This window comes from Streptomyces sp. NPDC043867, assembly GCF_056435845.1.
Genome location: NZ_JBWKDS010000048.1, coordinates 20620 through 44759 on the forward strand (window position 1 = coordinate 20620; position 24140 = coordinate 44759).

The window sequence follows — 24140 nt, forward strand, 5'->3', positions numbered from 1 at the left end:
GTCGACATGAGCAATGAGCTGATGACCGAGGCCGTCACCACGTTCGCGAAACGCGCGCGCCGGGTTCAGGACGGCGAGACGGCGTCGGCGCGTATGAGCGGTGCTTGATGCCTGTCGTGACCGCCGGTCCCTGAGGGCCAGAACGCGGGCAGAGCGCTCGGGCACAGTTCGGGGTGGGCGCCTCCCGCGCGCGCCCACCCCAGTGACCTGTGCGCATCAGCGCTACGCGTAGTAGCTGGCGGCCTTCTTGTCGCCGCCCATGTAGTCACCGCCGGCGCGGCCGACGACCTGCGCGATGGAGACCAGAGCCTGGTGGATGTCCCGGGCTTCCTTGTCCCACAGGGCCTGCTGCTGCTTGTACATGTCGTGCGCGTCGCCCTCCCAGCCCGAGGCGACACTGGCGACCATCTTCTTGATCTCTTCCAGGTCCTGCTCAAGCTGCTTGGCCTGGTTGCCGATCTCGGTCGCGGCTGCGTCAAGCGCCCCGTACTTGACTACGAGTTCATCGTGGCTGTTGCCGGCCATACTCACTCCACTCCTTCATGTTGTGCATCGACGGATCCGGCCTCGGGTGTCCGAGGCGGCACTCGCTCAGAACCCGGCGAGACTCGACTTCGGGGCTCCGTCGTGCACGTTGATGCTGTTGACGGCCTGGCGGACGTCGTCCTCGGTGCCGTCCTTGATCTTCCTGGTGGCGGTCATGGCCTCGAGGAACTTGGTGAGGATGTTGCCGATCCGCACCAGGGACGTGTTGATCTCGTACTGCTTGGTGTTGAAGGCACCGGCACCGATGCCCTTCCACTGACCGCTCTCGAGGCTGTCGATGGTCCCCTGAAGACGGTGGACCTGCCCCTTGATCGACTCGAACTTCGTCGCGATGTCCTGCTCGAGCTTGATTACTTGGGCATCTGATAGCCGCTGGCCGTCTGCCATGAATGGGCTTCCTTCCTGGATTGCCGTACGAACGTGCCGGGTGCGCGGGTCACCGGTCGGCGAATGCGCGGCCCGGCCTGGAAAGTTGGGCCGGAGGGGAGGACGTGCTCAGCCGTTGCGGCGCGCACGCAGCACGGCGAAGCAGCCTCCCGCGATCACCGCCGCCGCGGCGACGGCACCCAGGACCACCCACAGCGTGTTGCCGTCGGACGGCTCCGAGCTTGATCCTGCCGTTGAAGTCCGGCCGCCTGAAGTGCTTTTCGAGGGCTGTGACGAGGCTGGGACGGATGCGGAGGGAGTGGCGCCCGCCTCACCGGCCGGCGTCTTCTCGTTGGTGATCGGATTGACGTCTGCGGGACCCGGGTCGCCCTTGCCCTTGATCAGATTGGATCCGGGCCGGATCAGGCCGTAGCCCAGGTACTTGCTCGGCGTGTTCTTGGGCCAGTCGCGCGCTGCCGTGTCGATCAGGACACGGAGCACCTGGTTCGCGGTCCAGGTGGGGTGAGCGGACCAGATGAGGGCGGCGGAGGCGGAGGCGATTGCGGAACCCTGACTCGTTCCCTTGCCCATGCAGTACCGCTGGAAGGTGTTGTCGCACCAGACGGGTACGTCGAGGCCGGGGGCCGCCAAATCTACGTAGTCACCTGACTGCGAGAACTTCCCTACGGCACCGCTCTTGTCGGCCGCTCCTACTCCGACGACCTCGAAGAATCCTGCCGGGTATCCGATGAACTCGTCTCTGTTGGTGCTCTCACTATTGCCAGCAGCAGCGAAAAGCAGCTTCCCCTTCGACGCCGCGTATTTTACAGCCGCTTTCTCGTCGTCCTCCGGAAGGAAGCCACCGAACGACATGTTGATGATCTGCGCATCGGAGTCCGCAGCTGCCCGAATCGCCTCAGCGGGCGAAGCTGTACGCTTGATTTCCGCTTTGTCTTTCAGTGAGGACAACGAGACCCGGATCGGAATGATTTTCGCGCTTGGTGCGAGGCCTTTGACGCCACTTCCACGGCCCGTGCCTGCGATCAACTCGGCCATGCTCGTACCGTGACCGTCGTAGTCCTTGGTCGCCCCGTAAGCCACTTCCCGCGGGATGTCCTCGGTCAGCAGTTGCCCTTTCAGCGCCGGTGTCGAGGCGTTTACGCCGGTATCCAGGACAGCGACCTTGATGCCTTTACCGGTGCTGACCTTCCACATCTCCTGGGCGGACATGGCATCCAAATACCACTGCTTCGGGGAGGTGCCGTCAGCGTAGGCGTGCGGAGCGATAGCGGTAGAGGCGGCGACGCAGACTCCGAATGCCGCCGTTGTCGAGGCAGTCCGCCTCCAAACCCTGCCCCGGCGCGTGCCAATTTCAGTGCCGGGTCGGCTGATTTCTGACTTCATGCCTTTGGATGTCCCTGCTCGCGGCTGTCGGTCACTGATGAAGCAGAACCCTGCCTGTCGGGCGGGCTGGCTTCTTCCCTTGTCACACGCCGGTCCGTCCTCCGCGAGGCGCTTCGCTCAGCCTCGTCAGCGGGCTGGTTGTTGCCCGAAGGGCTACGCACCAGCCCCGAACCGCCAGTGGTGCCTCCGCGCGCGCTCCGTGCAGAGCGCCTTTGGGGGGCACCAACCACCCCATCGGGATTGGTTGCCGATCGACCCACGGCGCGACCCTCACCGCTCGTCACGGGCGGGTTTCCAATCACGCCACGCTGTCCGACTCTTGATCCGGTGCCGGTGTTCCGGGCGGAAGCCTGAGCCTCGCCGCCGATGACCGTGCCCCGGGGCACTCGCGAACCCGACCCGCTTCGGGCAGTCCCTGTCGGACGCCCACCCACAACTCCGTTGGCACGTCCTGCGCCCGTGGCACCGCTTCGTGGTGCGCCGCTCGCCCCGGTGACCTTCGGCGTGCCTCCGGTCACCGCCCGGCCCATTGGTGACCGTCCCCCGGCCCCACCCTGACCGGTCGATCCGGCACGTCCCATCGCATTGCCAGTGCGGTTCGTTGCGTTCGCGGCCGCGCGCCCGGCGGCGGCAGGAGTTCCGGCCCGCCCGGCGGCAGCCGGGTTCCCGGTGCGTCCGGTGGCGGCTGGATTTCCGGCTCTTGCCGCACCTTGCCGCGCGACCCCCTGCGCCTGAGCAGAAGCCCGGGGAACACCCGAGGCGCGGATCGGTTTTGACGGACCGGTCGTGCCCGTTTTCACGAACCCTTGAGCCAATGGCACAGGGACATTGGTGGAGGGCGGCGTTACACCTGTGGTGGACACGGGTGTGCTGGTGATTGGCGGCGTGTTCACCGTCGGCGGCGTGGCGACGCTGTCGATCTGCGTGCCGATGTGTGAGGTGGGAAGGGGGTCGGGTTCCTGCAAGTCCGCTACCCCTGAGTGTTTCTCAAGGACGGGGCTTGCGTGCCCGACTGACGTCCCCGAGTCGCTCGTGTTTCGCCCGGTGCCCTGTTCCGAAGGGATAGGGCCTGAGATGTGATCAGGGTTCTTCGCACGCGTGACAGGCTTCGGAACCCCCAGATCCGGCATCGTCGAGAACGTAGGCGGCTCGCTTGCCGCCAGGGTCTGTTCCGAGACCGAGTAGAAGGACGCGAGGCGGTTCATCTGGTTGATCGCCTCTTGGCGGTCCTTCTCGACCTTCAGGGCCGCGGCGTAGTCCTTGTTCCCCTCGACCCTGCCCGGGGTGGGGATGTCGTCGACGGTCTTCTTGTCGGCCCTGTTGTCCCGAGGCGGCATCGCCTTGCGCACGGACGCCAGGCCCGTCCCCGCGGCGGTGATCTGCACGCCCGCGACCTCCGCGTAGTCCGCGAGGAGCGTCGAGTCCTTGGCGAGGTTCTTCCCCCAGGTACGGAAGGCGTCGGCCGCTTCGCCCTCCCATTCGACACGGTCGATGTGCTCGCTGAGCTCCTTCGCCGCGGCGCTGATGGCGTCGCGCGCCTTCCACAAAGCCTCGCCGGCGCGTTCGAGTTCCTCGGGCTGCGTGTTCTCGACCAGGTCGATCATGGCGTTGAGGGTGTGTCCCTCGAAGTTCGTGCTGCCGAAGGCGTTCATGCGCCCGAACCCGAAGGCGTCGTGCATGATCTCCGACACCCGGTTGGGCATGTCGGTGACGCCCACCTGAACGGCGGCGGCCTCGTGTACGTTCTTGGGCTGCTCTTTATCGGTCATACGCCCACCCGCCGTCGACCTTCTTGTCGTTGTTGCGCTCAGGCTGGGCCTTGCCGTCCTTGGCCCGCTGCGCTGCCTCGTGTTCGTGGTCCACCTTGGCCTTGATGGCCCAGAAGCGGTGCCGCAGATCCTCTTCGAGGTTGTCGAACGTGACGTCCGCACCGTGCACGGCGATGCCCATGGCCTCGATCTGCAGGCCCAGCGTCTTGGAGAGGGAGGTGAGGCGCTCGTGCACACGGTGGTACTGGGTGTACAGACCGGCGGCCTCGGGGAAGTTGCCTGTCCCGCTGAAGGCGTGCTGAGGGATCGTGTGCGCGGCGACCTTGGACGAGCTGGCCGCCGAGCCCTCGAACTCCGTCAGCAGTGTGTCCACGCGCTTTTTGAAGTCCTTGAGCGCCTCCAGGCCCCGCTTGAGGCCAACGCCCCCGCCGCCCATGTCCGCAGGAAGCACGATCAGTCCCCTTCCCCGTTCCCCGTTTGTACAGCCACTGAGTGGCCGCGGCGGCCCAGCCGCACGCGACACACTCGTTGACCACTGTAGTCACTGTGTAAATCCCGGCCAACTGAACTTTGTGCTGAGTCAGTTACGAAACCGCCGGGACGTCGCCGGGTGTTGACCGGCAGGCGATCTCAAATGTCCAAATAGAGCGCCAAATCGCACATCTCCACCGTGGTCGAGTGGTGACTCTCACCATCCCCGGCCGTCGCCGTCGATCCGAGCGGATCTTTGCAACTACAAAACCTGCGGGTGCACCGCCCTGCGCAGCGTTGACGTCGTTCGCCCCGTCCGGCCGGACGGTCAAGTGGCACCACCCCTGTCCCTCCAACGAGTCGCGGCAACCCGCCCACGGCACTCACCCGCGCCCCCCGACCCTCCACCCCTCTTCACAGTCCGGCTGCCAGCTTCCATCGACGCTACTCTGCGTCACTGACAACAACTCAGGGTGCGCGCAGGGGAGGAAGCTTGCCGTGACGTGGGACGAGTGGGAGCAGACGCGGGGGCGGGTCGCGGGGCAGGGCGCCGGGGTGCGGCTGGATCAGTTGCCGGCTCAGCGGAGTGCCACCGGTGGCGGTGGGCCCGATCTGGCGTCACGTCCGGCTGAGAAGAAGGCCGCCGCGCGGGCGATCGAGGAGCACCTCGAGCCCGACACGCGGAAAGCCGGAGCCTGGGCCGACGAGGAAACGGGCACGGTGGTCAAGGAGTTCGCGGGCCGGGACGGGCACGGATGGGTGACGTCCGGGGCCCTCAAGCGGGCGCACAGGGCCTGGAGCGACCAGGTCAAAGCTCTCATGGACCGGCTCGGTTCGGAGAAGGACGCGTTGCGGAGCACCTCCGTGCTCTTCCAGAAGACGGACGCAGGGATCGGTGCGCAGGTGCGACGGCCCTCGGGCCTCGACCTGCTCTGAGCCGGTCCGCCCCGCCAACGCCCGCAGCCGGCGCCCCCGTTGCGCTGTTCGCACCCACCGAGCCCCTCATCCCGGGAAGCCATGCCGACGTACCACGAGATCATGACCACCGACCTCTCGGCCCTCACCACCGCCGCCGAACGCTGGGACGCCATGGCCGCGGAATTCGAGAAGCGGGAGGCCCAATACAAGCGGGACGTGCACGGCGTTTCCGTGGGGCACTCCTGGAAGGGACAGAGCGCGCATGCCGCGAACGCCCGTTTCGACATCACCCTCAAGGAGTTCCGGGCCGCACAGACCGAGGCCAGAGCGGTCGCGTCGCTGCTGCGGGACGCCCACACGCAGTTCGTCGAGCTGCGCGCCAAGGTCCGGGCCGTGCGGAAGGACGCCGTCGCGGCGGGGATGCGGGTCTCCGAGCGGGGAGTCGTCTCGTACGAGGGCCACGACAAGGCAGGTGGTGCGCAGAAGGCCTGTACGTCGACGTCCTCCTGGCAGGACAGTCTCGACCGTGCGGTCCGGGCCGTCGAAGACGCCGACCGGGGAGTCGAGATCGCCCTGAAGGCCGTCGCCGTCGACTCGGACGTCTCTGACGGCACCTTCAACGGCTTCAACTCCCGTGCCCGCGGCGACATCGAGCAGTACGAGGCCGAGGCCGCGGACGCCATCGCCCTGCGGCTCAACAGCGGTGCGGAACTGTCCGACCGCGACATCGCGGAGCTGCGGCGCACCTTCCGCGACAACGGCCGCGACCAGGCGTTCAGCCGCATGTTCCTCGACGGGCTCGGCGCCGGCGGGACGATCAGGATGACGAACCGGCTGAACGACCTCATCCACGTCCGGGGCGGCAGGGGCGCCGGCGACTTCTCCGCCATCGAGTCCGGGCTGGCGCGCACGCTCGCCACCGCCACCAGGGACACGAGGTCCCAGTGGTACGAGGGCTGGCGGGCCGACATGCGGAAGGCGGGCGTGGAGCGCTACGAGACTGATTACCAAGGTGCCCGTCTCGACAAGGCCCGTGGGTACCAGTCACTGGTCACGCTCATGGACAAGGGGGACGGTTACGCGCCCCAGTTCCTCGCGGACATGGGCGACGACATCATCCGGGCGGAGAAGAACGACCCCGGCATCTGGGATCTGAAGGGCGAGTACGCCGGCAAGCGGGGCGGCTGGTTCGCCAACGATCCACTGGACGGGCTGCTCGGTGTCATGAGCCACGACCCGGACACCGCCGCGTCCTATCTGAAATCGGACGACCGGATGAAGTACCTGATGGAGGAACGTGACTGGAAGGTCGTCCAGCAGGCTCAGGACGGCGCCAAGGCTCCGGCCTACGGCGCCGTCCTGGACGGGGACGATCGTGCCGGGTTCGGTGCCGCGCTCCAGGCCGCGACGACCGGGATCGATCCCTCCGACAAGGACGCGGAGTTCGTACGGCACACCAAGGACAACGACGCCGTCCTCCGGTCGTCGCTGCGGTACCTGGCCGACAGCGGGGACGACTTCCCGCCCTCCCTGCGGGAGCCCGTCGCCGGGATCCTCGCCAATCACGGTGACGCCGTGCACGCCTCGGCCAGCAGTGTCGACATGTCCGCGTCTCCGCTGAAGCAGGAGCAGCTTCTCGAGGTCGTGAAGCAGGTCTCCAAGGAACAGGGCGCGTACGGGACCCTGAATCGCGGGATCAACCACGCGCTGGTCTCCGACATCCACGAGCCCGGTCAGCGGGAGCCCGAGGAGTCGCTCCTCCGCGCGGGGCGCACGGTGGGCTTCCTGGAGGAGGCCCGCGCGCAGACCGCCTCGGAGCCCAAGACGGCCGAGCTGCCGGGCAAGTGGGTGGTGGACCAGGCCATCGGTCACCTGCCGGTGGGCAGCGGAGAGGTCCAGGCGGGGGTGGACTACGTGACTGAGCGGTGGCTCGCCGACGAACAGAGGCGCCTTGATGAGAAGGCGGCGGAAGAAACAGTCACCACGTACAGGAATCGGAATGGTCAGCTGATGGCGCTGACCGAGCAATGGTGGAAGGTACACGGATCAGGTGGTGGTGTGCCGTTGAGCCGCCAATTTGATACCGATCAGGCGGCGGATGCTGGAATCGCGCGTGCGGCCGGCATCTCTGGAGGGACGACATGAGCTCGGTCCGTAGGCGTTCGGGAAGGTGTGTGTGGCCTGTTGCCCTCACCATCATGCTGACCGCTTGTGCCCAGGCGACACCGGATGAGCAGATCCCCGCTTCCCTCTGCGGGACGCCTGTCGGTAAACGTCTCTCAGAGCCTCTACTGCGTCCGCTCGGAGAGGTGAAAGAGTGGACCAGCGCAGGGCGTGAAGTGGGCCAGTCCTACTGGTGCGTCGTATCTGTCGGAAAGCGTGATGCCCTCCGCTTCAACTTTGCGCGGCACGGCGGCCCAGCCGACCTAACGGAAGCCGCCTCCCCCGGCAACTCCGTCACCGGGCTCCAGAACCCCCGTCCCCTCCGTCTCGCCGACAGTGCCGTTGCCGGTGATGACGGGGCCATCGCCACCACCCGTTGCCGGGACGGGAGCGGGGCCGATCACTTCACCCTCGCGCTCAAGGTGACGCGGGGGAAGTTCGACGCGGACCGCAGGGTGGCCATCGAGAGGTTCATGCGGGCGTACATGCCGGCGACCGTGAAGACGCTCGGCTGCCTCAAGGGGTAGGGCCGGGCCCGCTGCCCGTCACGCGGCGGGCCCGGCGCCGCGCGTCGCGGAGGGCCACGGCCGTTCCGCCCAGCGCGGCGACCAGGACCGCCGCGCCCACCGCCACGTACGTGCCGAGGCGGGCGTTGCGCTCGTCCGGGGACTCGCCGAGCCGGAGCTCGGCGGGGGTGGGAGCCTCGGCCTTGGTGACGCCCTCGTGGGGGGTGGGGGTCTCGACGGGCCGGTCGTCCTCCGTCAGGGCGCGGACCGGGTCCACCACGCCCCAGCCGACGTAACGGTCGTGACCGGCGACGGAACGCTCCGCGGTCTGTTCGATCTGGGCGACGATCTGGCGTTGGGTCCAGTCGCCGTGCTTCGCCTTGATGAGCGCGGCGACTCCGGCCACGTAAGGGGCGGAGAAACTGGTGCCGTTGTCGGTGCAGTGGCCGCCCCCGGGGACGGTGGAGATCATGTCGACGCCGGGGGCGGCCACGCCGACGAAGCCGCCCGACTGGGAGAACGGGGCGCGTTCGTTGTTGCGGTCGGAGGACGCCACGGCCAGCACGCCGGGGTACGACGCCGGGTAGGTCCGCTTGACGTTGCCGCCGAGGCCGTCGTTGCCCGCGGAGGCGACCACCACGATCTGCTGCGCCAGGGCCGCGTCCACCGCCTGCTTCAGGGCGGGGGCGGGCTCGACGGCGTTCGCGGTGTCCTGGGAGATGTTGATGACGTCGGCCTTGACCTTGATCGCGTGGCGGATGGCGCGGGCGAGCGAGTCCGCCGTGCCGTGTCCCTCCGCGTCGTTCTGCTTGACGGGGATGACGGTCGCCGCCGGGGCGAGTCCCACGAAGCCCGTCCCCGAGGTGGGGCGGGCCGCGATGATGCCCGCCACGCGCGTGCCGTGGCCCACCGTGTCCGTGGTGCCCTGGGCGTTGCCGCGGTCGATCTTCTCGCCCTTGTCGTCCTTCTCCGGCAGGAAGTTGGCGCCGGTCGACGCGTCCACCGCGTGCGTGAGCTGGGGGTTCTTGACGTCGACGCCCGTGTCGATAACCGCCACCCGTACGCCCTTGCCCCGGGACTGGCTCCACAGTTCGTCCAGGAGGACGCGTTGCAGGGACCAAGGGCGGCCCGCGTACTTCTTGTTGGGGAAGGTGCACTGGTCGGTGGAGGAGTCGGCGGTCGCCGGGGGCGCGAGGGCGAGGGTGGCGAGGATCAGCGTCGCGGCCGCGGCGGCGACCGTACGGACGGAGCCCAGGGCGCCGGAGGATGCGTACGGCATGGTCTCCCCCGTCCTACGAGCCCTGCGGCTGGCGGGCCGCAGACGTCGACAGGCGGGGACCCGTGGACAGGAACCGGGACCATTCGGCCGGGACGGGCGCCGGGTCCACGTCGGCGTAACCCAGGCGGATCTGGGCCTGCTTGGCCTCCTGCTGGAGCTGCTTGCGCTCCTTGGCCGTGATGCCGATGCCCGAACCGCCGGTGTCGCCGTCGTCGTTGGACTGGATGGCGTAGCGCAGGCCGGTGTCGGTGACGAGGAAGACGCCGCCCGCCTTGATCTCCTCGCCCTTGAACTGGCGGTACAGCTGGCCGGACCCGGGCGTGACGTACGCGCTGTCGGAGCCGGTCGGCAGGACGGCGGGGAAGGCGGTGCCCGCCCAAGTGCTCAGCGTGGTGGCGCCCTTGTTCTCCTCGTCGACGTCGCGCAGGACGTTGCAGACGGTGTTGCGGCTGCCTTCGGCGGTGCCCGCGTCGTTGACGGCCTTCGGTTCGTGGGTCGGCCAGTCGCGGTCCGCGGCGAACTCGTCCGTCGTGGGGACGAAGGCACCCGCGCTGACGTCGAGCGCCCGGCTGGCCTGGCCGAGGTCCACCAGGGCCCGGCTGTTGAGGAGCAGCGTGGCGGTGAAGTCGGAGACGGGGGCGACCTTGCCCGGCTGGACGACGTAGTACTGGTCGGTGTCGCCGTCGGGTGCCTTGAGGACCATGCCGACCTTGTTCGCCTCGGCCGGCAGGCTGCCCTCGATGTCCGCTGCGGCGCCGATCCGTCCGTGCACCTCGGGGAAGGTGACGGCGTCGCCCCGGTGCAGGGTCTTCAGCCAGGCGTCGGACACCCGCTCCGGTTCGCGCCCGGAGCCGACGAGGGTCCGCAGCAGCAGCTCGTCCTTTCCGACCTCGTAGGCGGTGCCGTGCGCGTCCACGATGTAGCGGGTCCTGTCCGGTCCGACGACGTACATGAGCTCGCCGCCGCGCAGTTTGTTCGTGCCCTCGGTCCTGTTCATGTCGCGGGGGGCGAGGACGAACGCGGCCTTCTGGATGGACCGGCCGCCGGCGCTGGGGCGCTCGCAGACGGCCCAGCGCTTCGCGGAGCCGGCCTCCTTCTCGGACGGGAGGCGGTCGGGGGCGTACGGAATGCCGATCGTGACGCCGCGGGGGATGTCGCCCTTGTCCAGGACCGACTCGTCCACGGTGACGACCTCACCCTCACCCGTTTTGAGGAGGAGCTTCGCGGACGCCATATTGAGGACGGGGTGCAGCCGGGTCTTGCCCCTGGTCTTCAGGACCACGTAGCGGGTGGTGGACTCGCTGGCGACGATCACCTTCTCGCCGGGGGCGTCCCAGCCCTTCGGAGCGGTCGGCTTGAACATGCCCCACGCCCCGAAGGCGGCCATCACGATCACTCCGACGACGATGCCCGGGACCACGGCGCGCAGCGGGCGCGGCGCCCCTTCCTCGGAGCCGTCGGGGGACGACTGGACGAAGGATGCCAGCATGCGGCGCTTCGCGAAGGTGTAGGCGTTGAGCTGGTCCCGCCGAGATGCCATGTGTGCCTGCTTCTCCCCGTGTTTCGCCTGGTCGGCGCTCGGGGGGCACCGTCCCCCCGCCCTCCGTTGTCGGACCGGCCCCCTACTATGCCTGGTAAGAGGACGGTCTCGTGGAGCGGGTAGGGTACCTGGACCTTCAAGGGCCCTTTGTGGTGGCGGATTTCCAGCGAGTTGTGAGCAGAGCGGGGGGATGGAGTGATGGCTTCCGGAACGCGTGCCCGAATGCGCGAGCGGTCGCGTGCGCGCGGTGCCGCAGAGCCCCGGCCGCCGCACGCGGGGCAGCCGTCAGCGTCGCGCACGCAGCCGCGGGAACCGGACGCGCTGCAACTGCGTACGCGGCCCGGGCAGTTCGGGTCGTTCCGGTTGCAACGGGTCGTTCTGCTGGAGCTCGCCGCCGCCGTGCTGCTGACCGGCTGGGTCATCGGCCCGCTGGCGCTGACCGTGGCCGGCGTGGTCGCGCTGGTCCTCGTGCTCCTCGCCTTCGTACGCCGCCGCGGCCGCTCCCTGCCCGAATGGCTCGGTACGGCCAGGGCCCTGCGCACCCGTCTCCGCCAGGCGGCGGGTACGCCCATAGAGCCGGGCACGGAGCCCGGGCTGGCCCCCGCCGTGGAGTGCGACCCGAGCCTGCGCACCTACGCGTACGGCGGCCGGGACCGGCGGTCCGTGGGGATGATCGGTGACGGCACGTTCGTGACCGCGGTTCTCCAGGTGGAGGCCGACGCGACGGCGCTGCGGGCCGAGCGGAGCCGGCAGCCGCTGCCGCTGGGCCTGGTGGCGGACGCTCTGCACGTGGACGGGATCCGGCTGGAGTCGGCGCAGGTCGTGCTGCACACGCAGCCCGCGCCCGCGCTGCATCTCCCCCAGCAGTCCGTCGCGGTGAGCAACTACGCGCCGTTGCAGGCACAGACCGGTGCCCCCGCGGTGCGCATCACCTGGATCGCGCTGAAGCTGGACCCGGAGCTGTGCCCGGAGGCCGTGGCCGCGCGCGGTGGCGGGCTCGTCGGGGCGCAGAAGTGTGTCGTGCGGGCCGCCGACCATCTCGCCAGCAGGCTGACGGGGGCCGGTTTCCGTACGACGGTCCTCGACGAGGAGGAGCTGACCGCGGCCGTCGCCACGTCGGCGTGTGCGAACCCGCTGGTGACCGCGGAGGCCGGGCGGACCGACGTGCCGGAGCGGCGGACCGAGGAGTCCGGCCGGAGCTGGCGCTGCGACAACCGCAGACATACGACGTACTGGGTGCGCCGCTGGCCCCAGTTGGGCGGGCGGGGGCCCGCGCTGCCGCAGCTCGTGGCGCTGCTCACGGCCGTTCCGGCGCTGGCCACGACGTTCAGTCTCACGATGGCGCGCGGTGAGCGGCAGGAGGTGTCGCTCACGGGGCATCTGCGGGTGACGGGGCGCTCCGACGACGAACTGGTCGCCGCGCGGCGCGCGTTGGAGGGCGCCGCACGGCAGGCCGGGGTGGGTCTCGCCCGGCTCGACCGTCAGCAACTGCCCGGCGTGCTCGCCACTCTGCCTCTCGGAGGTGCTCGATGACGGCCACGACGTCACAGCCGGCGGGCGGTTCGGGCGCGTATCCCCCCGGACAGTACGTGCCGGGCGCGGGCGCGGGAGGGTTCGCGCCCGGCGGGGGCCCGGGGTCCGGTGGCGCTCCGGAACCGTCGGCCGCGGACCGGCTCCGCGGCCGGGTGCGCAGCGGGTTCGGGCTGCTCGGCCCGCGGCACGGCCGCCACACCCTGCCCGCGGACCAGCTGGAGTCCCTCGCGCTGCCCATCGGGGACGACGGGGTCGTCATCGGTGTGGACGCGGAGGGACAGCCCGCGGTGCTGGGCCTCAACAGGCCCACTCCGTACGACGTCGTCCTGATCGGCGGACTGTGGACCGCGCAGGTGCTGGCCCTGCGGGCGGCGGCCACGGGGACGCGTGTCGCCGTGGAGACGGGGCGGGCGCAGGCCTGGGCGCAGATGGTGCAGGCCGTCGGTGGCGGGCAGACCGGGATGACCGTGTACGACGTGGGGCGGGTGCCGCCGCAGGGTGCGTCGGCCGGGAACCCGGTGCTCGTGGTGCGGGACTGCGGGATGCGGCCGCCGCGCGGGCGGGTCGTCTCGGGTCCCTGGCAGGCGGTGCTGACGCTGCTGCCGTATCTCAGCCCGGTGGCCCCGCGGTTGATGCGGCAGGCGCGGCTCGTCGGGGTGCAGCGCGTCTCCCCGGACGAGGCCGCGGAGATAGGCCGCACGCTGGCGCTGCCCCGGGGGGACATGGACTCCCTGCCGACGCTGGCCGACGGCGTCACACTCTGGTGCGCCGACCGCGACCGGCAGTACGTGATGACCCAGCCGACGGACGCCGAGACCGGATTGTTGGGTACGCCACGCAGGATGGACTGATCCGACCAACGACCGCCCCGTATGGGGCATTTGTGGCCGATTCGGCCCTGCTTTCGCTCGGCTCGTTCACCGCAATCACCCGTTTTGTTCGTGCGCGGGGAAGGTGCGTGCGCGGCCTCCTGGCGACGGGTGACGGAGCGGGCGGGCGCGGAGGGGCGGACGGGCCTGCCCTGGGGGCGCTTGTGGTGATTAGGCTGGGACCGGGCGCGACATCGAGACCCGTGAGAGGGGCCGTCGGCACCCCAGGGGGACAGCTGGGCGGATTCGGACGACTTCGGACAACGAGAGCGGTCGCCCCAGCACGGCATGAGGGTGCTCGACCACACCAGGAGGAATTGTGAACAGCGATCGGGACGGGATCCGCGGGGGCTGGGCCACGCCCGGCGATGACCAGTCCGACGCGGAGTCCGCCATCGAGACGACGGGCGAGTTCACCATCGACTACGCGCCGCCTGCCTGGTACACGCAGAACGCCTCGGGCGGTTCGGCGGAGACGGCACCGGTTCCGGAGCCGCAGGCCCCGTCACCGGCGGCTCCCCCGGCGCCTCCTGCCCCTCCCGTCGGCGCGGTGGATCCGGCCCATCCCGTCGGCGCGGTGCCGACGCACGCTCCGCCGGTCGGCGTGCCCGTCGACCTTCCTCCGCCGCCTCCGGACGGCTTCCAGCAGCAGAGTTGGACGCCACCGGCACCTCCGGCCCCGCCGACCGCGCCGACCGCCGAGGCGGATGCCGGGAACGGGGATCTGGAGAGCGGCGCGACCATGCGCTTCTCCTCCGCGGCGCTGAGGCGTGAGATCGCGTCGCGGGCCGCCGAGTCGGCGGTTGCCGACGGGACGGGGGCGGGAACCGGTGGGGTGAACGCCGGTTCCGACGGGTCCCGGTCCTCCGGGTCCCGGTCCTCCGGGTCCCGGTCCTCCGGGTCCCGGTCCTCCGGGTCCGGAGCCTCCGGGTCCGGAGCCTCCGGGTCCGGAGCCGGTTCCGACGCGGCCGGTGCCTCCGGGCCCGGGTCCGACGCGGCCGGTGGTTCCTCCGGGTCCAGCTCAGGCGGGTCCGGTTCAGGCGGGTCCGGTTCAGGCGGGTCCGGTTCAGGCGGATCCGGTTCAGGCGGATCCGGTTCAGGCGGATCCGGTTCAGGCGGCTCGGGATCCGGATCCGACCGTTCTGCGTCCGGGCAACAGGCCGGGAACAGCACCGGGGCCGAGGTCGCTTCCTCCGACGCGCCCACGCACGCACCCTCCGCCGCCTCCGCGTCGGACGGCACCTCGTCGGACCGAACCGCGTCCGACGGAACCGCGCCCGTCGACGTGGCACCCGCCGCGTCCGCTCCCGAAGCCGCGGCTCCGGCCGCCCCCGGTGTCGCCGACACCGCCGGCGCGGCCCATCCGCACGGCGGCACGGACGGCGGCTCTCCGGAGCCGGCCCAAAACTCCGCGCAGCCGCCCGCGGTCGGCAGTGCCGGTGAGGGCGCAGGCGCCGCGGAGACGGCCGACGCCGCCCAGGACCCCGGTGCCGGCGCCAGCGCCGAGGGCGGGGCCCCTTCCGCGACGCCGGACGCCGCACCCGACGACGCAGCCGCCGTATCCGGCTCCGTCCAGACCGCCGCCGCAGCGCCGGACCCCGACGTCCCGGAGGACACCTCCGCCCCCCAGGTCTCGGAACCACCGGCGCAGCCCGACGCCCGGCCCGACGCCGGCGCGGATGTCACCGCCGACCCCTCCGGTGGCGTACCGGCGGCTTCCCCGGCCTGGACTCCGCCGCCGGTGCCGCAGAGCGGGCTTCCGCCGTTGCCGCCCGCGTTCCAGCCCGCGGCGCCCGACCCGGCGGTTCAGTGGCCCGCGTCGACGCAGCCGGCCGAGCCGACGGCGCCCCAGGCTCCGGTGCCCCCGCAGCCCCAGCCGCAGGCCACGCACGTACAGCAGGCCGAGGCCCCCGCACAGGCACCCGTGCCGCCCCAGGCACCCGCGCCGCAGCCGCCGCCCTTCCAGCCCCAGCAGCCGTCCCGGCCCGAGGCGCCGCAACCCTTCCCGCCGCAGGCCCCGCAGCAGGCCCCGGCCACCTGGGCCACGGCTTCCGCGCCGGAGCAGCCCCACGCCGCCCAGGCACAGCCTGCGCCCGCCGACGCCCCGCCGGCCCTCCAGGCCGGTTACGGCTTCCCGCAGCCGGGCGTCCCCGCTCCGCACGCGCCCGCTCCCCAGCCGCCGGCCCCGCAGGCCCCGGCACCGCAGTCCGGTTACGGCTTCCCGCAGACCGGGGCACCGGTCCCGCCGCAGGGTGGTTACGGTTTCCCCCAGCCCGGCACCCTCGCTCCCGACGCGCCGGCCCCGCAGGCACCGGCCCCGCAGGCACCCGCGCCCCAGCCCCCGGCCGCCCAGTCCGGGTACGGATTCCCGCACACCGCTCCGCCGGCCGCGCCCAACACCCCGACGCAGCAGCCCGGTTACGGCTTTCCGCAGCCGCCCGTCCAGCAGGGCCCCGCGCAGCAGGGCCCCGTGCAGCAGGACCCTCCGTACCAAGGGCACCCGCAGCAGGCTCAGCCCCCGGCCGCGCCCGTGGATCCCCGTGCCGGTGCCGCCTGGCCGCAGCCCATCCAGCACGATCAGCGGCAGCCGACCAACCCGGGTGCCGCACCCCTCGGCTACACCGCCGCGGTGGAGCTGTCCTCCGACCGGCTGCTCAACAACAAGAAGCAGAAGCCGAAGAGCGGCCGTCCGACCGTGGGCGCCTCGCGGTTCAAGCTCGGCGGCAAGAGGGAAGAGGCGGAGCGCCAGCGGAAGTTGGAGCTGATCCGTACCCCGGTGCTGTCCTGCTACCGGATCGCGGTCATCAGCCTGAAGGGCGGCGTGGGCAAGACGACCACGACCACCGCCCTCGGCTCCACGCTCGCCAGCGAGCGGCAGGACAAGATCCTCGCGATCGACGCCAACCCGGACGCCGGTACGCTCGGCCGCCGGGTCCGCCGGGAGACCGGCGCGACGATCCGCGACCTCGTGCAGGCGATCCCGCACCTCAACTCGTACATGGACATCCGGCGGTTCACCTCGCAGGCGTCCTCCGGGCTGGAGATCATCGCCAACGACGTCGACCCCGCGGTGTCGACGGCCTTCAACGACGAGGACTACCGCCGGGCGATCGACGTGCTCGGCAAGCAGTACCCGATCATCCTCACCGACTCGGGCACCGGCCTGCTCTACAGCGCCATGCGCGGCGTGCTCGACCTCGCCGACCAGCTCATCATCGTCTCGACTCCGTCCGTCGACGGTGCGAGCAGCGCGAGTACGACGCTGGACTGGCTGTCGGCACACGGGTACGCGGATCTCGTCTCGCGGTCCGTCACGGTCATCTCCGGGGTGCGTGAGACCGGCAAGATGATCAAGGTGGACGACATCGTCGCGCACTTCGAGACGCGTTGCCGGGGTGTCGTCGTCGTACCGTTCGACGAGCACCTCGCGGCCGGTGCCGAGGTCGATCTCGACATGATGCGGCCGAAGGTGCGTGAGGCGTACTTCAACCTGTCGGCGATGGTGGCCGAGGACATCGCGCGCCACCAGCAGTCGCACGGCCTGTGGACGTCCGACGGCAATCCGCCGCCCGTGGCGGCGCCGCCGCTGCCGGGCCAGGCGGTGCCGCCGCAGCCGATGCCGGGGCAGGCCCTGCCCGGACAGGCGCCGGGCGGCCCCTTCCCCGGGCAGATCCCGGGCCAGTACACACCCGGCCAGCCGATGCCGGGACAGTACGCACCAGGACAGCCGATGCCGGGACAGGTGCCCGGACAGCCGGTTCCGGGCCAGTACGCACCCGGACAGGCGGTTCCGAGCCAGGTGCCGGGACAGCCGATGCCGGGACAGGTGCCTCAGCAGCCGCAGCCGCAGGCACAGCCCGGGCCGGTGTACCCGCCGCATCCCGGCCAGCCCTACCCGCCCCAGCAGGCCCACCCGCAGCAGGGTGCGCCGCGGCAAGGTGCCCCGCAGCCCGGAATCCCGCACCAGGGCGCCCCCCAGCCGGACGTGCCCCACCAGGGCGCCCCGCAGCCGGACGTGCCCCACCAGGGCGCCCCGCAGCCGGATGTCCCCCACCAGGGCGCCCCGCAGCCCGGTTACCCGCCGCACCCGGGGCAGACCCCGCCCCCGCCCCCTCAGCAGTAACCCGATCGGTCCCTCCCGGGGGCCGGTCGCCGCTCGGGCCCGCACCGTCGAGGACGGTGCGGGCCCTTCGCATGTCAGCCGGATCCCCTCTCACCCCTGCCTCGCGTACGCATGGACGATACGAGGCGTCAGGCCCCCACCTGGGCGGCTTCAGGGGTCTGGACCAATGAGCGGGAAATCCGCATCAACTCGTTATTTCCGCAGGCCACATGGGGTTCACGCGCCGTTGACGTGCGGAGACCGCCGCTGATAGACACACACATCAACCCCGCCGGCGTCACCCGATCAACCCTGGTCCAGCAGTTCGACAAGCCATCCCCGTGCGAGCGATGACGCGAGGTCACCGACCCATGAACACACCCGATCAGCACGGCAGAGTGCCGTTGCGCCCACGGATCCGCCTGCCCCGGCTCGTCGCCCTCGCAGGCGCCGCAGCACTCACTCTCACCGCCGGTCTCGCGACCCCGCTCAACCCGGCGTCGCAGCCGGCCCAGGCCAAGGAGGGCAAGCGGGTCCTCACCGTGGCGGTCGCGCAGAGTGTCGACTCGCTGAGCCCGTTCCTGGCGTCGCGCCTGGTCAGTACGAGCATCCACCGGCTCATGTACGAGTACCTGACCAACTACGACCCCAAGGACAACCACGCGATCCCGGGCCTCGCCACCAGGTGGTCGCCCTCCGCGGACAAGCTCACCTGGACCTACACGATCCGTTCCAACTCCAAGTGGTCGGACGGCGAGCAGGCCACCGCCGAGGACGCGGCGTGGACGTTCAACAAGATGATGACCGACGAGGGCGCGGCGACGGCCAACGGCAGCTTCGTCGCCAACTTCAGGAAGGTCACGGCCCCGAGCCCCACCGAGCTGGTCATCGAGCTCAAGAAGCCGCAGGCCACGATGGCGGCGCTCGACGTGCCGATCGTGCCCCGGCACGTGTGGGAGAAGGTCGACGACTTCTCCGAGTTCAACAACGACAAGACCTTCCCGATCGTCGGCAACGGACCGTTCGTCCTCACCGACTACAAGGCCGACAGCTACGTCCGGCTCGAGCCCAACAAGAGGTTCTGGCGCGGTGCGCCCAAGTTCGACGAGCTGGTCTTCAAGTACTACAAGGACGGTGACGCGGCGGTCGCGGCCCTGCAGAAGGGGGAGGTGTCGTTCGTCTCCGGACTTGCGCCGGCCCAGGCGTCCGCACTCAAGAGCCAGTCCGACATCAAGGTCAACGACGCCCCCGGCCGCCGCTTCTACGCCCTGGCCACCAACCCGGGCGCCCAGGCCAGGAACGGCAAGCACTTCGGCGACGGGGCCAGGTCGCTGCTCGATCAGAAGGTCCGCCAGGCGCTGTTCCGGGCGGTCGACCGCAAGGCCCTCATCGACAAGGTGTTCCAAGGCCACGCCGTCGAGGGCGAAGGGTACATCCCGCCGCGCTTCTCGACGTACTACTGGAAGCCGTCGGCCGGGCAGGAACTCGCGTACGACCCGGCCGAGGCGGCCCGGCTCCTCGACGAGGCCGGCTACAAGAAGAACGGCGACGGCAAGCGCGTCGAGAAGAACGGCAAGCCGATCAACTACCGCGTCCTGTGCCACGCCACCGACCCGAACGACAAGGCGGTCGGCAAGTACCTCAAGGAGTGGTTCGGCAAACTCGGCATCGGCGTCACGCTCAACTGCCTGGACAACGTGACCGATCCGTGGCTGGCGGGCGAGTACGACCTCGCGTTCGACGGCTGGTCCGTCAATCCGGACCCGGACTTCGTCCTCTCCATCCACACCTGCGCGGCGCTGCCCGCCACCCCCAAGGACACCGGCGCGACCGACAACTTCATCTGCGACAAGAAGTACGACGACCTGTACGCGCGGCAGCTCGCCGAGTACGACACGGCCAAGCGGGCGGACCTGGTCAAGCAGATGCAGTCGCGGCTGTACGACTCCGGCTACATGAACGTGATGGCGTACCCGAACGCGGTCGAGGCCTATCGCACCGACCAGATCAAGTCGATCACCACCATGCCCGAGGCCGCGGGCAACATCTTCGGGCAGGACGGCTACTGGAGCTGGTGGTCGGCGGTTCCCGCCGCCTCTTCCGGTGAGTCCTCCGGCGATTCGAGTTCGACGGGCGTCATCATCGGCATCGTCGCCGGGGTCGTCGTCCTGGCGGGTGCCGGGGTGTTCCTCGCGATGCGGCGCCGCTCCACCGCCGAGGACCGCGAGTAGGGAGCGGGTCGCGATCGACGAGAAGACCGCGAACAGCGAGTAGTAAGAGCCACTGATGACCGCTGAGGCAACACCAGCGCTGGTCGAGGAGACCGGCGGTCCGGCTACGGCCGGGCCGTCGGCCCGCGGCCCGAGGGCGCGCACCACCACGGCGTATCTGCGTTATGTGGCGGGCAAGCTGGGCGGCGCGGCCGTCTCGCTCCTCGCCGTTCTCGTCACCAGTTTCTTCCTCTTCCGGCTGATCCCGGGCGACCCGGTGAAGTACATGACGGGCGGCCGCCAGGTTTCGGCCGAGCAACTCGCCAACTACCGGCGCGAGTTCGGGCTCGATCTGCCGATGTGGCAGCAGTTCACGGATTACTGCGGCAAGGCGCTGACCGGTGACCTCGGAACGTCGTACCAGTTCCGGGCGCCCGTCATGGACAAGGTCACCGAGGCGCTGCCGAACACACTGCTGCTGACCGGCACGGCGTTCGTCCTGTACACCGTGCTCGGCATCTTCCTCGGCACGCGCTCCGCGTGGCGCAACGGCGGGCTCGGCGACCGGCTCAACACCGGTCTGGCACTGACCCTCTACTCGATCCCGTCGTTCTGGCTCGGGCTGCTGCTCATCATCGTCTTCTCGGTGGGCATCGGGCCGGTCCCCGGACTCTTCCCGACCGGCGGCATGGAGTCGGGCGGCGAGCAGGGCTTCGCGTACGTCCTCGACGTCGCCCACCACCTGGTCCTGCCGGTGGTCACGCTGGTCGCCGTCGAGTACGGGCAGACCCTGCTCGTCACCCGTTCCGCGCTGCTGGACGAGATGGGCAGCGACTACCTCACCACCGCTCGCGCCAAGGGCCTGCGGGACGACCAGGTCCGCCGCCGTCACGCGGTGCCCAACGCGTTGCTGCCGACGGTCACGCTGATCTTCGTCAACCTCGGCCGTACGGTCGCGGGCGTCATCCTCGTGGAGACCGTGTTCTCCTGGCCGGGGCTGGGCGGCCTGTTCTACCAGGCGCTGAGCGTGCCCGATCTGCCGCTGGTGCAGGGGCTGTTCTTCATCTTCGCGGCGGCTGTGATCGTGATGAACACGCTGGCCGACCTGATCTATCCGCTTCTGGACCCCCGGGTGGGCCGATGACCACGACCGAGTCGGACGGGCCGCTGACGCCCGGCGCAGTCCCCCGCGTGTCCACGGCCGGACCGCGCGCCCTCGCCCGGCAGCGCCGCCGCCGTTCCGCCGCGCGCTTCTGGCGGCAGTACCGCGCCCACCGGGCCGGTGTCGTCGGTCTCGCCGCGCTCGCGCTGTTCGCGCTGGTCGCACTGACCGCGCCGCTGACCGTGGGCGCGGGCGTGCAGAACGTGACGGACGCGCCGGGCGGCCCCATGGAGAGCCCCAGTGCCGAATTCCCGCTGGGCACCGACCAGTTCGGCCGGAACCTGCTGGGCCTGGTGGTGTGGGGGTCCCGCGTCTCGCTGCTCGTGGGGCTGCTCGCCGCCGTCCTGTCCGTCGCGATCGGCGCGCTCATCGGCATCACCGCCGGGCACTTCCGCGGCTGGTACGCGACGGTGATCATGCGGATCACGGACTGGTTCCTGGTGATGCCGACGCTCGTCCTGGCGATCGCCCTCGCGACCGTCCTGTCCCGCTCCCTCGGCACCATCATCCTGGCGATCGGCGTCACCACCTGGCCGACGACGGCCCGGCTGGTGCGCGCCCAGACGCTGGCGGTGGAGTCCCGGCCGTACATCGAACGCGCCAAGGCGCTCGGCGGCGGCCACTGGCACGTGATGTCCCGCCATGTGCTGCCCAACGTGATGCCGCTGGTGCTGGCGCAGACGACCCTCATCATCTCCTCGGCGATCCTCGCCGAGGCGACGCTCGCCTTCCTCGGCCTCGGCGATCCGACGGTCGTGTCCTGGGGCGGGCTGCTCCAGGACGCGCGTGAGGCGGGTGCGGTCAGCTCCGGCGACTGGTGGTACCTCGTGCCGCCGGGCGTGGCGATCGCCGTCGTGGCCCTCGCCTTCACGCTGTGCGGACGTGCCGTGGAGTCCGTCCTCAACCCCAGGCTGGGGGTGTCCCGTTGAGCCTGCTCGACGTCCGCGACCTCGAAGTGACCTACGCCGGCGGGGCAGCCGCCGTACGCGGGGTGAGCCTCTGCCTGGAAGCGGGGCAGAAGCTCGGCATCGCCGGCGAGTCCGGCTGCGGCAAGTCCACGCTGGCGCTCGCGCTGCTGCGGCTGCTGCCCGCGGGCACGCGCACGAGCGGACGGATCCTGATGGACGGCGAGGACGTCCTGACGATGAAGTGGGGCCGGGTGCGTGCGGTCCGCTGGGCGGGCGCCTCGATCGTCTTCCAGGGCGCGATGCACTCGCTGAACGCCGTGCACCGCATCGGCGACCAGATCGCCGAGCCGATCCTGCTGCACCGCAAGGCCACCCCCGCGGGCGCGAGGAAGAAGACCGGCGAACTGCTGGAGCAGGTCGGACTCCCCGCCGCCCGCGCGGAGGCGTACCCCCACGAGCTGTCCGGCGGACAGCGCCAGCGCGTCATGATCGCCATGGCCCTGGCCTGCGACCCGCGGCTGGTCGTCGCCGACGAACCGACCACCGCGCTCGACGTGATGATCCAGGCGCAGATCCTGCGCCTGATCGAACGGCTCGTCGCGGACCAGGACCTGGGCCTCGTCATGATCAGCCACGACCTCGCGGTGCTGGCCGACACGTGCGACCGGCTGGCGGTGATGTACGCGGGCCGCGTGGTCGAGGAGGGCCCCGCCCGGCAGGTGTACGAGGACGCGCGGCACCCGTACGGCAGGGCCCTGTCGGCGGCGTTCCCGCGGATCGGTGACGCCGCGTCCCGGTTCGCGCCGCGCGGCCTGCCGGGCGACCCGCCGGACCCGGCCGACCTGCCGGCCGGCTGCACGTTCCATCCCCGGTGCGCGGTGGCACTGGACGGCTGCGCCACGCAGGACCAGCCGCTGCGTACGGCGGGCCCGCGGCGCCGGGCGGCCTGCGTGCACGTCGGCACCGCACCCGGACAGGACGCCCCGGCCCCGGCCCGCACCACCCCCGATCCCGGCACCCACGCCGCCCACTCGGGCGCCGCACCCGCCGGCCCTGACGGCACGACCGACCCCCGGCCCGCCACCGCACACGCGGGACCCGCCACCCCCATGGCCGGCTCGGACGACTCACCCTCCGCCACCGGCACTTCCACCGCCCACGCGGGCACCGCACCCCCCGCCCCCGGCGCGACAACCGCCCGCCCGGGCACCACGGACGACGACGCGAGGAGTACCGCGTGACCACCTCCCCCGGCGCCGGTCGTGAACGCCCCGCCACGCAACCGCTGTTGAGTGCCGAGGGGCTGCGCGTCTCCTTCCCCGGACGGCACGGGGCCGAGCGGGCCCGCGCCGTCGACGGCGTCGACCTGGACATCCGGCCAGGCGAGGTCGTGGCCCTGGTCGGGGAGTCGGGCTGCGGCAAGACGACGCTGGCCCGGTCCCTGCTCGGCCTCGTCCCGCCGACCGGCGGCGGGGTCACCTTCGACGGGAAGCCGCTCGACTACACCTCCCGCGCCCTGAAGGCGTACCGCAAGCGCGTCCAGCTGGTCCTCCAGGATCCGAGCGGTTCGCTCAACCCGCGGCACACCGTGTACGACGCGGTGGCCGAGGGACTGCGTATCCACCGCTACGGCGGCGACGAACGTGCGGCCGTGGCGGAGGCGCTCTCCCGGGCCGGGCTCCGGCCCCCCGAGCGCTTCTTCCTCCGCTACCCGCACGAGCTCTCCGGCGGCCAGCGCCAGCGCGTGGTGATCGCGGGCGCGCTGGTCCTGGAACCCGAACTCCTCGTCGCCGACGAGCCGGTGGCCTCCCTGGACGCCTCGGTACGCGGCGAGATCCTGGCCCTGCTCCTGAGGCTGCGCACCGAACTGGGCCTCTCCGCCCTGGTGGTGACCCATGACCTGGGCCTTGCCTGGAACATCGCCGACCGGGTCGCCGTGATGTATCTCGGCCGTATCGTGGAGACGGGCGAGGTCGAGCAGGTACTGACGGCACCTCAGCACCCGTACACACAGGCCCTGTTGTCGGTGCTGCCGGAGGCGCCGGGCGAGCCGGTCGTGCTGACCGGCGAGCCGCCGGACCCCTCCCGCATCCCGCCCGGCTGCCGTTTCCACGTCCGATGCCAGATCCTGGCGAGCGGAGAGGCCGAACGGGCCGGGGTCGCGGACGCGTGCCGCGGGCAGGACCTGGAAGTGCTCGGCGGGGGCGGCGAGGCGCAGGTCGCCTGCCACTGGGCCGGGACCCGCGTGACCGCGTAGGACGCCCGCTGCCGACGGAGAGGGGGGGGGGGGGGGGGGGCGGGGGCCCCCCCCCGGGGGGAAACAAGACAGTCGGCCCCCTGCGCCCCTACCAACTCCCCCCCCCCCCTCCCCCCGTCCTCTCCCGACACCCAAAA

The 24140-nt window shown here is 71.0% G+C and carries 18 protein-coding genes; 11 read left to right on the forward strand and 7 right to left on the reverse strand.

The window, feature by feature from the left end; translation table 11 throughout:
• Positions 1 to 222: 222 nt before the first annotated feature.
• From AC069T_RS33240 to AC069T_RS33260, 5 genes are all read right to left on the reverse strand, one after another.
• Positions 223 to 525: a WXG100 family type VII secretion target gene (locus AC069T_RS33240; RefSeq protein ID WP_358854447.1), complete on the reverse strand. Its 303-nt coding sequence runs from the start codon at positions 523 to 525 to the stop codon at positions 223 to 225.
• Positions 526 to 591: 66 nt separating this feature from the next.
• Entirely contained in the window at positions 592 to 933 is a 342-nt protein-coding gene (locus tag AC069T_RS33245; RefSeq protein ID WP_358854436.1) for a WXG100 family type VII secretion target, read from the reverse strand.
• Positions 934 to 1041: 108 nt separating this feature from the next.
• Complete coding sequence (locus AC069T_RS33250; protein WP_478786276.1) at positions 1042 to 2142, reverse strand: S8 family serine peptidase; 1101 nt, start codon at positions 2140 to 2142, stop codon at positions 1042 to 1044.
• Positions 2143 to 2312: 170 nt separating this feature from the next.
• On the reverse strand, positions 2313 to 4085 hold the full coding sequence (locus tag AC069T_RS33255; protein WP_478786277.1) for a WXG100 family type VII secretion target: 1773 nt from the start codon (positions 4083 to 4085) through the stop codon (positions 2313 to 2315).
• Positions 4075 to 4536: a hypothetical protein gene (locus AC069T_RS33260; protein ID WP_478786278.1), complete on the reverse strand. Its 462-nt coding sequence runs from the start codon at positions 4534 to 4536 to the stop codon at positions 4075 to 4077. The genes AC069T_RS33255 and AC069T_RS33260 overlap by 11 nt, the downstream gene beginning before the upstream one ends.
• Before the next feature lie 518 nt (positions 4537 to 5054).
• Here AC069T_RS33260 and AC069T_RS33265 point away from each other — a divergent pair.
• The 3 genes from AC069T_RS33265 to AC069T_RS33275 all read left to right on the forward strand — a co-directional run bounded on the left by AC069T_RS33265 (position 5055) and on the right by AC069T_RS33275 (position 8164).
• A complete protein-coding gene (locus AC069T_RS33265; RefSeq protein WP_478786279.1) occupies positions 5055 to 5492 on the forward strand; it encodes a hypothetical protein in 438 nt (145 codons plus the stop codon).
• 102 nt (positions 5493 to 5594) lie between these two features.
• Positions 5595 to 7619: a hypothetical protein gene (locus tag AC069T_RS33270; protein ID WP_478786280.1), complete on the forward strand. Its 2025-nt coding sequence runs from the start codon at positions 5595 to 5597 to the stop codon at positions 7617 to 7619.
• A 164-nt stretch (positions 7620 to 7783) separates the two neighbouring features.
• Entirely contained in the window at positions 7784 to 8164 is a 381-nt protein-coding gene (locus tag AC069T_RS33275) for a hypothetical protein (RefSeq protein ID WP_478786281.1), read from the forward strand.
• On the opposite strand, the gene mycP is transcribed toward AC069T_RS33275, so the two are convergent.
• Both mycP and eccB read right to left on the reverse strand, forming a co-directional pair.
• Entirely contained in the window at positions 8154 to 9422 is a 1269-nt protein-coding gene (gene mycP / locus AC069T_RS33280) for a type VII secretion-associated serine protease mycosin (RefSeq protein ID WP_478786282.1), read from the reverse strand. The two genes, AC069T_RS33275 and mycP, sit on opposite strands and share 11 nt — an antisense overlap.
• A 13-nt stretch (positions 9423 to 9435) precedes the next feature.
• Entirely contained in the window at positions 9436 to 10962 is a 1527-nt protein-coding gene (eccB, locus tag AC069T_RS33285; RefSeq protein ID WP_478786283.1) for a type VII secretion protein EccB, read from the reverse strand.
• Between the two features lie 198 nt (positions 10963 to 11160).
• Between eccB and eccE the strand changes: the two genes are divergently transcribed.
• From eccE to AC069T_RS33325, 8 genes are all read left to right on the forward strand, one after another.
• Entirely contained in the window at positions 11161 to 12495 is a 1335-nt protein-coding gene (gene eccE / locus AC069T_RS33290) for a type VII secretion protein EccE (protein ID WP_478786284.1), read from the forward strand.
• Positions 12492 to 13346 (forward strand): hypothetical protein, encoded by an 855-nt coding sequence (locus tag AC069T_RS33295; protein WP_478786285.1) that lies wholly within the window; start codon positions 12492 to 12494, stop codon positions 13344 to 13346. The genes eccE and AC069T_RS33295 overlap by 4 nt, the downstream gene beginning before the upstream one ends.
• Before the next feature lie 337 nt (positions 13347 to 13683).
• A complete protein-coding gene (locus AC069T_RS33300) occupies positions 13684 to 17487 on the forward strand; it encodes an SCO5717 family growth-regulating ATPase (protein ID WP_478786286.1) in 3804 nt (1267 codons plus the stop codon).
• Between the two features lie 350 nt (positions 17488 to 17837).
• The gene (locus tag AC069T_RS33305) at positions 17838 to 19697 is read left to right on the forward strand and encodes an ABC transporter substrate-binding protein (RefSeq protein ID WP_478786287.1); all 1860 of its coding nucleotides are present in this window, start codon (positions 17838 to 17840) and stop codon (positions 19695 to 19697) included.
• Between the two features lie 55 nt (positions 19698 to 19752).
• Positions 19753 to 20820, forward strand: coding sequence for an ABC transporter permease (locus AC069T_RS33310; RefSeq protein WP_478786288.1), 1068 nt, complete (start codon positions 19753 to 19755; stop codon positions 20818 to 20820).
• Positions 20817 to 21767 carry an ABC transporter permease gene (locus AC069T_RS33315; RefSeq protein ID WP_478786289.1) on the forward strand — a complete coding sequence of 317 codons (951 nt, stop codon included), beginning with the start codon at positions 20817 to 20819 and terminating at the stop codon, positions 21765 to 21767. The genes AC069T_RS33310 and AC069T_RS33315 overlap by 4 nt, the downstream gene beginning before the upstream one ends.
• A complete protein-coding gene (locus AC069T_RS33320; protein ID WP_478786290.1) occupies positions 21764 to 22987 on the forward strand; it encodes an ABC transporter ATP-binding protein in 1224 nt (407 codons plus the stop codon). The genes AC069T_RS33315 and AC069T_RS33320 overlap by 4 nt, the downstream gene beginning before the upstream one ends.
• Positions 22984 to 24003 carry an ABC transporter ATP-binding protein gene (locus AC069T_RS33325; protein ID WP_478786291.1) on the forward strand — a complete coding sequence of 340 codons (1020 nt, stop codon included), beginning with the start codon at positions 22984 to 22986 and terminating at the stop codon, positions 24001 to 24003. The genes AC069T_RS33320 and AC069T_RS33325 overlap by 4 nt, the downstream gene beginning before the upstream one ends.
• Positions 24004 to 24140 lie beyond the last annotated feature (137 nt).